11 protein-coding genes and 1 tRNA gene are annotated in these 12,419 nt (G+C 63.4%); 3 read left to right on the top strand and 9 right to left on the bottom strand.

The window, feature by feature from the left end:
* Positions 1-225 precede the first annotated feature (225 nt).
* The 4 genes from clpX to KMZ68_RS15155 form a co-directional block, all read right to left on the bottom strand.
* Positions 226-1,500 carry an ATP-dependent Clp protease ATP-binding subunit ClpX gene (gene clpX, locus KMZ68_RS15140; protein ID WP_028345767.1) on the bottom strand — a complete coding sequence of 425 codons (1,275 nt, stop codon included), beginning with the start codon at positions 1,498-1,500 and terminating at the stop codon, positions 226-228.
* Positions 1,501-1,921: 421 nt separating this feature from the next.
* Positions 1,922-2,557, bottom strand: a complete 636-nt coding sequence (locus tag KMZ68_RS15145) for an ATP-dependent Clp protease proteolytic subunit (protein WP_215612083.1) — start codon at positions 2,555-2,557, stop codon at positions 1,922-1,924.
* Positions 2,558-2,835: 278 nt separating this feature from the next.
* Positions 2,836-4,197 (bottom strand): trigger factor, encoded by a 1,362-nt coding sequence (gene tig / locus KMZ68_RS15150; protein ID WP_215612084.1) that lies wholly within the window; start codon positions 4,195-4,197, stop codon positions 2,836-2,838.
* A gap of 174 nt (positions 4,198-4,371) precedes the next feature.
* Positions 4,372-4,456 (bottom strand) — tRNA-Leu (locus KMZ68_RS15155).
* A 249-nt stretch (positions 4,457-4,705) separates the two neighbouring features.
* Between KMZ68_RS15155 and KMZ68_RS15160 the strand changes: the two genes are divergently transcribed.
* The gene (locus KMZ68_RS15160; protein ID WP_249779368.1) at positions 4,706-6,037 is read left to right on the top strand and encodes a multicopper oxidase family protein; all 1,332 of its coding nucleotides are present in this window, start codon (positions 4,706-4,708) and stop codon (positions 6,035-6,037) included.
* Positions 6,038-6,042: 5 nt separating this feature from the next.
* On the opposite strand, the gene KMZ68_RS15165 is transcribed toward KMZ68_RS15160, so the two are convergent.
* Genes KMZ68_RS15165 through KMZ68_RS15180 form a run of 4 tightly spaced genes read right to left on the bottom strand, consistent with a single transcriptional unit; the run spans position 6,043 to position 8,848 of the window.
* Complete coding sequence (locus KMZ68_RS15165; protein ID WP_215612085.1) at positions 6,043-6,342, bottom strand: DUF1330 domain-containing protein; 300 nt, start codon at positions 6,340-6,342, stop codon at positions 6,043-6,045.
* Positions 6,343-6,378: 36 nt separating this feature from the next.
* Positions 6,379-7,119, bottom strand: a complete 741-nt coding sequence (locus KMZ68_RS15170) for a Crp/Fnr family transcriptional regulator (protein ID WP_215606458.1) — start codon at positions 7,117-7,119, stop codon at positions 6,379-6,381.
* Positions 7,116-8,441, bottom strand: a complete 1,326-nt coding sequence (locus tag KMZ68_RS15175; RefSeq protein ID WP_215612086.1) for a (Fe-S)-binding protein — start codon at positions 8,439-8,441, stop codon at positions 7,116-7,118. Before KMZ68_RS15175 ends, KMZ68_RS15170 begins: the two co-directional genes overlap by 4 nt.
* 11 nt (positions 8,442-8,452) lie before the next feature.
* Positions 8,453-8,848: a RidA family protein gene (locus KMZ68_RS15180; protein WP_215612087.1), complete on the bottom strand. Its 396-nt coding sequence runs from the start codon at positions 8,846-8,848 to the stop codon at positions 8,453-8,455.
* Positions 8,849-9,016: 168 nt separating this feature from the next.
* Between KMZ68_RS15180 and KMZ68_RS15185 the strand changes: the two genes are divergently transcribed.
* A complete protein-coding gene (locus KMZ68_RS15185; RefSeq protein ID WP_215612088.1) occupies positions 9,017-10,099 on the top strand; it encodes an enolase C-terminal domain-like protein in 1,083 nt (360 codons plus the stop codon).
* 67 nt (positions 10,100-10,166) lie between these two features.
* Here the strand turns inward: KMZ68_RS15185 and KMZ68_RS15190 are convergent, their stop codons facing one another.
* Positions 10,167-11,669 carry an NAD(P)H-hydrate dehydratase gene (locus KMZ68_RS15190; RefSeq protein WP_215612089.1) on the bottom strand — a complete coding sequence of 501 codons (1,503 nt, stop codon included), beginning with the start codon at positions 11,667-11,669 and terminating at the stop codon, positions 10,167-10,169.
* A 391-nt stretch (positions 11,670-12,060) separates the two neighbouring features.
* Here KMZ68_RS15190 and KMZ68_RS15195 point away from each other — a divergent pair, with 391 nt between their 5' ends.
* On the top strand, positions 12,061-12,399 hold the full coding sequence (locus tag KMZ68_RS15195) for a P-II family nitrogen regulator (RefSeq protein WP_011441447.1): 339 nt from the start codon (positions 12,061-12,063) through the stop codon (positions 12,397-12,399).
* Positions 12,400-12,419 lie beyond the last annotated feature (20 nt).

The following is a 12,419-nucleotide window of genomic DNA, read 5'->3' on the forward strand; positions in this document are numbered from 1 at the left end:
TGGCCACCTCTCGGCCACCTCTCCGGATCGTTGGAGCGGCGAATCTCACGGTTAGGCTTTCATCACCGATAGCATTAGGTGGCTATCGACGATGGGGGTGTCAAGTCACTGAAAAGAGCCCGCCAATCGGGGCTGAATGCGGAATCGAACCGACGCCACCACGGCCGCCGGAGGCCCGGCAGCCGCTCTCGTTGGTCGCTCAATCCGTCCGCCGCGAAGGCGCGATCAGGCGCTGGCGCTGCTTTCCACGGCGCGATCGGAACGATCGGCGTAGATGTACAGGGGACGCGCGGTTCCTTCGACCACCTCGCGCGAGATTACCACCTCTTCCACGCCTTCCAGGCCCGGAAGGTCGAACATGGTCTCGAGCAGGATGCTCTCGAGGATCGAACGCAGGCCCCGCGCGCCGGTCTTGCGCTCGATCGCCTTGCGGGCGACCGCGCCAAGCGCCTCGTCGGCGAAGGTCAGCTCGATGTTCTCCATCTCGAACAGCCGCTGGTACTGCTTCACCAGCGCGTTCTTCGGATCGGTCAGAATCTTCTTGAGCGAAGTCTCGTCGAGATCCTCGAGCGTGGCGACCACCGGCAGACGTCCGACGAATTCCGGGATCAGGCCGTACTTGAGGAGATCCTCAGGCTCGACGTGACGGAAGATTTCGCCGGTGCGGCGGTCTTCCGGCGCCAGCACCTGGGCTGCGAAGCCGATCGAGGTCGAGCGGCCGCGCGCGGAGATGATCTTCTCCAACCCTGAAAACGCGCCGCCGCAGATGAAGAGGATGTTCGTGGTGTCGACCTGCAGGAACTCCTGCTGCGGATGCTTGCGGCCGCCCTGCGGAGGAACCGAGGCAACGGTGCCTTCCATGATCTTCAGCAGCGCCTGCTGCACGCCCTCGCCGGACACGTCGCGGGTGATTGATGGATTGTCGGACTTGCGGCTGATCTTGTCGATCTCGTCGATATAGACGATGCCGCGCTGCGCGCGCTCGACATTATAGTCGGCCGACTGCAGCAGCTTCAGGATGATGTTTTCGACGTCCTCGCCGACGTAACCGGCTTCGGTCAGCGTCGTCGCGTCCGCCATCGTGAACGGCACGTCGAGAATCCGCGCCAGCGTCTGGGCCAGCAGCGTCTTGCCCGAACCGGTCGGACCGATCAGCAGGATGTTCGACTTCGCGAGTTCGACGTCGTTGTGCTTGGTCTGGTGATTGAGCCGCTTGTAGTGATTGTGCACGGCGACCGAGAGCACCTTCTTGGCATGGCTCTGGCCGATCACGTAGTCGTCGAGAACCTTGCAGATTTCCTTCGGCGTCGGAATGCCGTCGCGCGACTTCACCAGCGAGGACTTGTTCTCCTCACGGATAATGTCCATGCAGAGTTCCACGCATTCGTCGCAGATGAATACAGTGGGACCCGCAATCAATTTGCGGACTTCATGCTGGCTCTTGCCGCAGAACGAGCAATACAGCGTGTTCTTGGAGTCGCTCGTGCCGACCTTACTCATTCTTATCTCCGTCCGCCGTTCGATCCCGTCTGCTCAATCGCCCCATTCCGGCACTAAACCGGGGTAGAGATTTAGATAGAGCAAAATCCGTACCAAAAAAGACCCTACGCTTCAGATACCGCACGAATCGCGGCTAACTCGAATCCCCCGCCAAGCTCCCCTAGCCAATCATGGTCGCACCCGACTATCAAGAATTCGCTAATTGGCGGGGCTTCCGATACCCGTGACAATACCGTGATTTGTGCCGTTCGCACGAGGCGAACCTGTCGAAATCGGGGGAGCGTTGCGCGATTGCCACGCCGCCAAACCAGCACGAATGCGGAACTTCCTGCCCATAAGGGGGCATAGTTGTCCCGCCGGAGGCCCGAAATGGCCGCCGACGACCCATGTTAAGCTCAATGCGTGCTTACGGCCGGGATTATTACGGGGTTTTCGGCGGCGTCGGGTCTTCCTGGCGCTTGTCGATCACCTTGTCGACAATGCCGAAGTCACGGGCCATTTCGGCGGTGAGGAATTTGTCGCGTTCCAGCGCATCCTCGATCGCCTTGTAGGTCTGGCCGGTGTGCCTCACGTAGATCTCGTTGAGCCGCTTCTTCAGGTTCAGGATTTCCTGGGCGTGCAGCATGATGTCGGTGGCCTGGCCCTGGAAGCCGCCGGAAGGCTGGTGGACCATGATGCGCGAATTCGGCAGCGAGAAGCGCATGTCCTTATGGCCGGCGGCCAGGAGCAGCGATCCCATCGATGCCGCCTGCCCGGTGCAAAGCGTCGACACCGGCGGGCGGATGAACTGCATGGTGTCGTAAATCGCAAGGCCCGACGTCACCACGCCGCCCGGCGAGTTGATGTACATCGAGATTTCCTTCTTCGGATTCTCGGCTTCGAGGAACAGCAGCTGCGCGACCGTCAGCGTCGACATGCCATCCTCGACCGGTCCGGTCACGAAGATGATGCGCTCTTTCAGGAGACGCGAGAAAATGTCGTAGGCGCGTTCGCCGCGGTTGGTCTGCTCGACCACCATCGGCACAAGTTGCATGTAGGTTTCGACCGGATCGCGCATTAGTCACCCAAGGGTTAGTAGACAGGTTGGCGGAGGCGGACATCCATCGGCAAGACAGAAGGGCTGGATTTGCCGGGCGCGGACGAACGTCCCGTGATGCAGGACTTCAAGGACAGTTCACAGATATGGGCCAATTCCCCGGTGACAAGACCGGGTCGATAGCGTGCGGAATTCGTTGCAGTTGAAGCTGATTCGCGCCGCCGGGCATAGCGACGGATACCGTCGCCACGCCCCTTTCGCTTCTCAACCTTAACGCCCGACTGACAAGATTGTCGGAATCAGGCCGCGCTCTTTTCCGCCTCGTCGTCCTTGTAGAGGTCCTCACGGGTGACCTTCTTTTCGGTCACATTGGCCAATTCCAGGATGAAGTCGACGACCTTGTCCTCGTAGATCGGTGCACGAAGCTGGGCCAGCGCATTTGCGTTGCTGCGATAGTAGTCCCAGACTTCCTTCTCGCGGCCCGGCATCTGGCGCGCGCGCTCGATCACCGCGCGGCTGACTTCGTCGTCGGTAACCGTGATCTTGTTCTTCTCGCCGATCTCGGACAGCACCAGGCCGAGCCGCACCCGGCGGTCGGCGATCTTCTGGTACTCTTCCTTAGCGGCTTCTTCCGTGGTGTCCTCGTCGGCGAAGGTCTTGCCGCTGGATTCCATCTCGGCCTTGATCGAATTCCACATCAGGTTGAATTCTTCCTCGACCAGCGACGGCGGCGCTTCGAAGCGATGGGCTTCGTCGAGGCGGTCCAGCAGCATGCGCTTGACCCGCTGGCGGGTGGCGCCGGCGAATTCAGCCACCAGCCGCTCGCGCGCGGCTTCCTTCAGCTTGTCGAGCGATTCGAGGCCGAGCGTCTTGGCAAACTCGTCATCGATCTTGGTATCCTGCGGCGCCTCGATCGCGGTGGCCGTGGTTTCGAACTCGGCCGGCTGGCCGGCGAGCTTCTCGCTGGCGTAATTCTTCGGGAAGGAAACCTTCAGGGTGCGGGTTTCGCCCGCGCCGATGCCGATCAGCTGCTCTTCGAAGCCCGGGATGAACTGTCCGGTGCCGATCACGACCTGGATGCCCTCGCCGGTGCCGCCGTCGAACGGGGTGCCGTCGATGGTGCCCTTGAACGAGATCGTCACCCGGTCGCCGGTCTCGGCCTTGGCGCCCTCGCTCTTCGCGGCGTAGGAGCGGTTCTGGTCCGCGATACGCTTGATGGCCTCGTCGACATCGGCGTCAGTCACGTCCACGACCGGCTTCTCGACGCTAAAGCTCTTGAAATCGGCGAGCTGGATCGAGGGCACGACCTCGATTGCGACCGTGTAGGTGAGATCGGATTTGCCGGTGAGGATATCCTCGACCGCTTTTTCCTCGGTCGGCATGGTGACCTTGGGCTCGGTCGCAAGACGGAATCCGCGCTCGGTGAAGATCTGCGTGTTGGTATCGCGGATGGTCTGGTCGATGGTCTCCGCCATCACCGAACGGCCATACACCTTCTTGAGGTGGCTCACCGGCACCTTGCCGGGACGGAAGCCGTTGAGACGGACCTTGTCCTTGAGGTCGACGAGGCGCGCGTCCGCCTTGGCATCGAGATCCGATGCGGGAACGCTGATCTGGAATTCGTGCTTCAATCCCTCAACGAGGGTTTCGGTGACCTGCATGGCGTCAATCTTCTTCCGCTTTCGTCCGGCCCAAACGGCGCGAACATTGTCAATCTAGTCGACGCGCGGCCCGAAAGCCTGCGCCGGTGGATCGGCGAACCCATTTCTTCAGGGGGCATCGCCCTTTCGGAAACCGGTCCCCCCGTAATTCGTCTCGCAAACGCTATCGGCGCTTGGTGCGGGCGGAGGGACTCGAACCCCCACAACTTTCGTCACTGGAACCTAAATCCAGCGCGTCTACCAGTTCCGCCACGCCCGCTGATAGCATCATGTCCGGCCGCGATGCCCGCGCATGACTGCCGAAAAGTGTGAAGCGGTTTTCGGGCGGCCAATCATGCTCCAAGTTAATGGAATCAATCGTGTTTATGGCTTGCATGCCATCATCTAAGTCATCAACGCGATTGTTGCGGCGGGCTTATAACATGAGCGAACCTGTTCGCAGCAAAAAAATGGCCGTCCGGGAGCCCCTCCCGGCCGACCTGCGGCAACTGGACATCTCCGGCGGAAAATGGTCCGCATCGAGGCCATGGCAGATCGCATTCTCCGGCTGGACCGACGCGCGCTTTTGGCCGGATTGGGTGCCACCGCCCTCGCCCCGGTCATGTCTCCCGTCGCGGCCGCCCAGGGACGGCCGTCGCTGGCGCTGCAGACCAGGGATGGTGCCATCGCCTTGCGGCCGGGAGGGCCGGATACGCCGATCTGGACGCTCGCCGGACCCGATCTTCGGTTCAAGCGCGGCGAAACCGTCGAAATCGCGCTCGGAAACGGGCTCCCGATCGCTGCGGCAGCGAGCTGGCGCGGCATCGATGGCGTTCCGTCCGCCGAACCGCTGGCCGGGCGCGCAGCATTGGCGCCCGGGGCAAGCAAGACCATCACTATTCCCTTGCGCCACGCCGGCACATTCCTTTGCGACCTCCGCCTGCTCGGCGATGGCCAGGCGCGCCCATCGCCGGTTCGGGCGCTGATCGTTGGGGAGAGCGAACCGGTCGCCGTCGACCGCGACGAGGTATTCCTGATCGAAGACTGGCGTCTGCGTCCGGACGGGACCGCCATTGCCCCTGGCACCGACCCCAGGGACACGACGCCGCAATTCACCATCAATGGGCTGACGACGCTCGACATCCCTGCCCGCGTCAACGAACGGCTGCGATTCCGCTTCATCAATGGTAGCCAACGCAATGTCATTGCAGTCAAAATTGAGGGCCACGAGGTCCGCTTGATGGCCTTCGACGGTCAGCCGGCCGAACCTTTCCTGGCCCGCGGCGACGGGTTCGTGCTGGCGCCGGGAAGCCGGGTCGACGCCTTCGTCGACGCATCGGCGCCGCCGGGCTCGGTCTCATCGATCCTGCTCCATGACGGCCGAGAGGCCCGCCCGATCGCCCGGCTGGTCACCTCCGGGGAGCCCGCGATCAGGAGCGCGCCGTTGCCGATCGCCGCCGCGCTGCCCCCCAATGACCTGCCGGCCCAGCTCGACCTCAAGAACGCCCTGCGCATCGACCTGACACTCGGCGGCCCTCAGGGCGATTGGGTGACGCCGGCGAAGTTCGCTGCCACTGCCGCCCCCGCCTTCCGCGCCAAGACGGGCCGCACCGTGGTGCTGGCCCTGACCAATCGCGGCGACATCCCCGAAGTCTTCCACTTGCACGGCCATCATTTCAGGCTGCTGGACCGGCTCGACGACGGCTGGAAGCCGTTCTGGCTGGATACGCTGGCGATTGATCCCGGCCAGACCCAGCGGATCGCATTCGCCGCGGATTTCGCCGGACGCTGGCTGATCGAGACCGTCGCGACCGACTGGGCGGCGGCGCGCCTCGTGCGGTGGTACGCAATCGAGAGCTGAATGGCTCAAAGCGGCGACGGCAGTCCCTTCACGAGCAGCGACAACACCTCGGCGCCGGCGATGCGGTCTTTTGAAATCTCCTGATAGGCCGGCGAGTCCAGAAAGCGCATCGCTTCCGGCTCATCGGGAAATTGCATGACGACCACCTTGTCGCGCGTCCACTCGCCATCGAGAACTTTCGGCTTCTCGTCGGCGACCAGGAGCCGCGCCGTGAACTGTTTGAAAACATCGGCGAACCGCGATTGGTAGCGCCGATAGCATTCTTCCCTGGTGAATTTTACTTGAGCGATCACATAGACGGTCATGGCTGTTCTCGCAGTTTCCTGAAAGTTGCGGCGCGATCAGCGCCGGAGGGGCGAACGGTTACGGCTTGCCGCAACGAAATCGGCCAGCCGGTCGGGTTGCTCGATCGTGATCCGGCTGCGTCGCTTCGAAATCAGCGACAGGCGTTCGAATTCGGCGAGCGCGGCGCCGACCCAGGCGCGGCTCACGCCGACCATCTTGGCCAGATCCTCCTGAGTCAGCCCCGAGATCGTCGGGCAGGAATTCCGGCTATCGTTGCGCGCCAGCGACACCAGGATAGAGCCGAGCCTGACCCAGGCGTCATCGAGTGCGAGCGGACCGCTGCGCTCGATGCTCTCGACCGAAAGCAACGCCAGCAGCCGCGTGATGTTGTCGAGAAAGCCCGGCACATTCCGCGTGCAGGCCACGAAGTCGCTCCGCGGCATTACCGAGATCACGACCTGGTCGATGGCCTCTGCCGTCAGAATGCGCGGCCGGTCGAGGACGAGCGCCGCAAGGCCAAGCACGGTCCCCCCTACAAACACGCCGAACGCAAATTGCTCGCCGTTGCGCTGGGTTTGAAGCAGCCTGACCCGGCCATCTTCCAGTACGACCAGCGTGTCGCTGGGGGCACCCTGCCGGAACAAAATCGACCGCGGCGGCAGGATCTGCGTCCGCATGCGCTTTCTGATGTCGTTGCGCTGCGCCGCGGACAATCCGGACAGCGCGAGGCTCCACTTGGGCGACAGGCCGTTTTCCGCCATGGCGACGGGCGCAGCAATGATGGCCGCGCGGCTCATGGTCGTTGGGCTCTTGCCGCGGCGACGCCGAGACAATCGAGGCCTCCCTTGAATTCGGCTGATGCCAGGATATCCGGCCCATGCCGCTTTAGCCAATCGTCGTCGATCTCGATCCCGTTGGCCCTGAGATAGGGCTGGGCTTCGGTGACGATCATCTCCCAATCATCCAGCAGCCTGTACCTTTTCAGCATGTCCTGGTGCGGAATGCCGCCCATGGCCTCGACCAGAATGTCGGTGAAGTTGAGGACTTCAAACGTCCCCTCGCTTTCCGCGCCGGCAAAGATCGCGTGGCATCCGTGATAGAGCGTCACCAGCGTATCGGCGCCGTTCTCCCGCACGCGATCGAGCAAGGCTGCATGCTCGATGGCCGCCAGTTCCGGCGACCTGCTGCAGCCTGATCCTCCGCAGGTATAGCCCGACTCCACCACCATATCGGCAAGGTCCAGGCCCGGGACAGCCCGGAGCAGCCGCTCCACGGCATGGCCGACGTCGATACAACCGGCATGGATATGCAGTACCGCCCGGCGCGCGACCGGACGGACAATCCGGCGCTTCACATCGTCGAACCGGGAAACCAGATAGGCCGTTACGTGATCGAACGAAAACGACGTCTTCCGATAACCGTCCAGCGTTTCGCCAAGATGTAGTTGGCAGGTCGGACACCAGCTGAGGACCTTCTCGGGGTTGAACCCTTCGAATTGGGATATGGTGTTGTTGGTCACGCGCTGACCCGTCGATATCGCCCCCTCCCACTTGGTGCTGATCACGCCGCAGCACGATGAAGGTCCGCCGACGACTTCGTAATCGACATCCAGCGCGTCGAGCACAAACATGGTGTTGAACAGCAGATGCGGCGTGCGCAACGCGTTGCAGCCGAGATAGAACACCATGGCGGCCTCGCGCGGACGCGCCGGCACGAACAATTTTGCGAATTCCTGCGGCACAAGCTGCATCGCGATCATGATCTTGATGGAGCGCGACATCCTGCGAAACAGCTCCGGCGTCTTTGACGATATCCGGGATTGCTTCGCGGCCGCGAGCATCAGCATCTTTCGCGGATTGATGGCTTCAGGACATGCCGGCAGGCATGCACCGCAGCCATTGCAGGCCGCCGTCCAGGCGCCTGCGGCCTCGGACATCGGCCGCCCCTCCGCCAGAAAGGCAGCCACGGGCTCCACCACATCCTGCGGCGGCACCGAGGCCATCGGACCGAACGGAACCACCGGACAAACCTCGACGCACTTGCCGCACCGGGTACAGGCCTCAGCAAGCTGCGCAGCTTCGGCGTTGAGGAAGTCCGCGAGCGGACGCTCCGGGAGCAACGGCTCGCCCCTCATGACTCACCGAGACAGGCGATCGCTTCGATCTCAACCAGCATCCCGGGATCGATGAGCCGGCTCACCTCGATCAGCGTCGAGGCCGGCCGGTCGACGAAAAAAGGGAAACGAATGTCGCGTGTCGTGCTGTCGAACAGGGCGATGTCGGTGGTATAGATCGTATACTTCACGACGTCGCCGAAACTCGCATTCGCGGCTTCCAGCACATCCCCCAGATTGCTGAAGCACTGCTCGACCTGCGCCCGCATATCGCCAGCGCCCACCAGATCGCCATTGGCGTCCCGGGCGGTAATGCCGGCAGTGTGAAGCATCCGGCCTGACGAGACGACGCCGAGCGAAAACAACACCTTCTTTTCGAATGGCTTTCCAAGCGTCAAAGGTTCGCGCGACATGCCGGTTCCTCACACATAAGGGGAATTCTGACATAGCCTGGAAAGCGGAGGTTTCTGTGCCAACAACTCGACATTGGCCGGGCGCTGTCGATCGAAGAGACCGCGAGCCAGCGGCGGCGCACCTCCCAAGATGGTCAATATGGTAGAGTATCGAGTGAGGAAACCACCATGAGCACAGCTACGCCGACCATTCGCAGCGTCAGGGCCCGCGCCGTCGTCGCCCCGATCGCGCGGCCCGTGAAAACCGCCTTCGGCGTGATCGAGGCAGCCCCCTTGGTGCTGATCGATGTCACGACCGATCAAGGCGTTACCGGACGCTCCTACATCTTTGCCTACACGAAGATGACGCTAAAGCCGCTGGTGCATCTGGTCGAAGAGATCGGCCGCGAACTGACCGGCAGGCCGATCGCGCCGTTCGACCTGATGGCTGCGATGGATGCCAGGTTCAGGTTGCTCGGCTGGCAGGGCCTGGTCGGCATGGCGGTGTCCGGCCTCGATATGGCGTTCTGGGATGCGCTGGGCCAGACGGCGGGCCAGCCGTTGGTCACCCTGCTCGGCGGCTCGGCGCGGCCGATCCGGGCCTATGACAGTTACGGCGTGGTCGACCCCGTTGCCGACGCCAACGACCTGAAACGTTCGCTCGAACAGGGATTCAAGGGCATCAAGATCAAGGGCGGCGACGGCGACGCCGCCAATGACGAGCGGGTGGTCAAGGGCGTCCGCGCCCTGATCGGCCCGGATATCGCGCTCATGATCGACTTCAACCAATCGCTCGATCCGGCTGAAGCGACACGCCGTATCGAACGTCTGGCGCCCTACGACCTGCACTGGATCGAAGAACCGGTGCCGCAGGAAGACCTGCTCGGTCACGCCAAGGTCCGGGAAACCTCTCCGACCCCGATTCAGGCCGGCGAGAACTGGTGGTTTCCGCGCGGCTTTGCCGAGGCCATCGCGGCCGGCGCCAGCGATTTCATCATGCCCGATCTGATGAAATGCGGCGGCGTCACCGGCTGGATGCGCGTCGCGGCGCAAGCGGAGGCGGCATCGATCCCGATGTCGAGCCACCTGTTCGCCGAGGCGAGCGCGCATATGCTGGCGGTGACGCCGACCGCACACTGGCTGGAGGTCCTCGACATCGCTCGCGCCATCCTCGCCGAGCCCGTCGCGATCGTCGACGGGGCGGTCACCGCCCGCGGGCCCGGCCTCGGGCTTGTCTGGGACGAAGCGGCAGTCGCCAGATACCTGGTTTGAACGGCTCGCTACAAAAAATCGCTAAAACAACCCCATGCAAAGTAGAATGCTCGGCTCGCAGCCCTTCTCAATAGTCGATGCCGAACTCGTCATAGAGCCGCCGAAACACCGCGGGCAGCACCTCCGTCAAATCCTCCGCGATCAGGCCGGGACCCGCCTCGCGCGCGCCCTCGCCGTGCATCCAGGCGCCGATAGAGGCGGCCTCATACGCCGGCACGCCCTGCGCCAGGAACCCTGCGACGATCCCCGCCAGCACGTCGCCGGCGCCGGCGGTGGCCAGCCAGGGCGGCGCATTGGCGGCGATGGAGGCCCGGCCGTCCGGCGAGGCCACCACGGTATCCGGCCCCTTGAGCAGGACGACGGCGCCGCTGCGTTCGGCGGCGGCCCGTACCCGTTCAAGTTTCGAGCGAAGCGGATGCTTGTTGCTGATGTCGCTGAACAGCCGCGGAAATTCGCCTTCATGCGGGGTGAGGACGACCTGCGGATCGTGCGAAGCCTTGATCGCCTCGAACAGGCGATCGGGCGCTTCTGCAAAGCTCGTCAGCGCATCCGCGTCGAGCACCAGGCCGCGCTTCGCCGACAGCGCCGTGAGGACGAGATCGCGGGTGCGGTCGCCGAGGCCGGCGCCCGGGCCGATCACGAGGGCGTTGAGGCGCTTGTCGGCCAACAGCTCGCCGAACTCCACCACGGTGTCGATGGCGCGAACCATCACCGCGGTCAGCGCCGCGGCGTTGACCGCCAGCGCGCCAAGGGGCGATGCCAGCGTCACCAGCCCGGCGCCGGCCCGCAAGGCGCCCCGCGCCGCCAGCCGCGCGGCACCGGTCGCCGCCATATCGCCGGAGACGATGACCGCATGGCCCCGGGCGTATTTATGGCCGTCGATCCGCGGCACCGGAAACGACTTGTGCCAGGCCGAAGCAACGTTCTCGAAGGTCTGCGGCTGGATTTCCTCGAGCACGCTCGCATCGATGCCGATATCGGCAACGCGCACCCGGCGTCCGCAATGCATCCTGCCCGGAAGCAGCAGATGCGCCGGCTTCTTCCGGAAGAACGTCACCGTTTCGGTGGCACGGATCGCAACGCCCATGACGGCGCCGGTGGTACCGTTGATACCGCTCGGCAGATCGACGCTGAGAACCGGTGCGCCGTTGGCGTTGATGGCCTCGATCATGTCGAAGGGGGCGCCCTCCACCGGCCGGTTGAGGCCGGCGCCGAACAGCGCGTCGATGATCAGCGCGGGCCTGCCGATCGCCTGCGGATTGAACGGCAGCACCGGATATTTCCACCCCTTCGCAGCGGACGCCGCATCGCCCTGCAGGCTGTCCCGCTCGCACAGCAGGATGACCGAGACTTCGCGGCCGCGCGCGGCGAGTTCGGCTGCCGCCACGAAGCCGTCGCCGCCATTGTTGCCGCTGCCGGCGACCACCAGGATGGGTCCCTCCTCCACCAGGTCCATCGCAGCCTCCGCAACAGCCTGGCCGGCGCTGAGCATCAGCGCGAATCCGGGGGTGCCCGCCGCGATGGTCAGACGGTCAGCGCGCTCCATCTCAGCGGTCGTGAGAACTTCCATGCCGAATTCCCGATCCACGCGCCTCATCCTGAGGCATTTCCGGTCTCTCACACATCCCAGAGCTTCGACGACTGCATGACAATTGAGCTGTTTGCCTATTTTGTGTGCTTCAGTATCATAGGCCGGTCGCTCTAACCGCTGGTCAATGCCCGTCAAAAGTCTGATAACATTTCAAAATCAGGCACCTTAACAACTTGGCATAGACCCTGCTTTTGAGGAAGCCGGCTCTGGACCATCGTGTTGACCGTCAATTGTATGAGGTTGCCCGCTCGCCGGGCCGGCGGGACATCGTCGCACGAGGGTCCAGGACGAACGATCGATCACCTGCGCAACGTGCGTCGGGTGGAAACCAACCGCAGTCTGAAATATGGAAGTGCCCGGGAGGCGTTCAGTGAAAAAAATAGAAGCCATCATCAAGCCGTTCAAGCTCGACGAGGTGAAAGAGGCGCTTCAGGAAGTCGGACTGCAGGGCATCACCGTTACCGAGGCCAAGGGGTTCGGGCGGCAAAAGGGTCACGCCGAGCTCTACCGCGGCGCCGAGTACATCGTGGACTTTCTGCCCAAGGTCAAAATCGAGATCGTGATCGGCGACGACCTGGTCGAGAAGGCGATCGACGCCATCCGGCGCGCGGCCCAGACCGGACGCATCGGCGACGGCAAGATCTTCGTGTCCAACATCGAGGAAGCCATTCGCATCAGGACCGGTGAATCCGGGCTGGATGCCATCTGAATCGCCGGTTTCGGCGGCAC

The sequence above is a fragment of the Bradyrhizobium sediminis genome, from assembly GCF_018736105.1.
In the GTDB taxonomy this organism is placed as follows: Bacteria; Pseudomonadota; Alphaproteobacteria; order Rhizobiales; family Xanthobacteraceae; genus Bradyrhizobium.

Coding starts and splice junctions, on each gene's coding strand:
- KMZ68_RS15160 (WP_249779368.1), top strand. CDS start 4,706: ATGGTCCGCATCGAGGCCATGGCAGATCGCATTCTCCGGCTGGACCGA.
- tig (WP_215612084.1), bottom strand. CDS start 4,197: ATGCAGGTCACCGAAACCCTCGTTGAGGGATTGAAGCACGAATTCCAG.
- KMZ68_RS15145 (WP_215612083.1), bottom strand. CDS start 2,557: ATGCGCGATCCGGTCGAAACCTACATGCAACTTGTGCCGATGGTGGTC.
- KMZ68_RS15180 (WP_215612087.1), bottom strand. CDS start 8,848: ATGTCGCGCGAACCTTTGACGCTTGGAAAGCCATTCGAAAAGAAGGTG.
- KMZ68_RS15185 (WP_215612088.1), top strand. CDS start 9,017: ATGAGCACAGCTACGCCGACCATTCGCAGCGTCAGGGCCCGCGCCGTC.
- KMZ68_RS15190 (WP_215612089.1), bottom strand. CDS start 11,669: ATGGAAGTTCTCACGACCGCTGAGATGGAGCGCGCTGACCGTCTGACC.
- KMZ68_RS15170 (WP_215606458.1), bottom strand. CDS start 7,119: ATGAGCCGCGCGGCCATCATTGCTGCGCCCGTCGCCATGGCGGAAAAC.
- clpX (WP_028345767.1), bottom strand. CDS start 1,500: ATGAGTAAGGTCGGCACGAGCGACTCCAAGAACACGCTGTATTGCTCG.
- KMZ68_RS15165 (WP_215612085.1), bottom strand. CDS start 6,342: ATGACCGTCTATGTGATCGCTCAAGTAAAATTCACCAGGGAAGAATGC.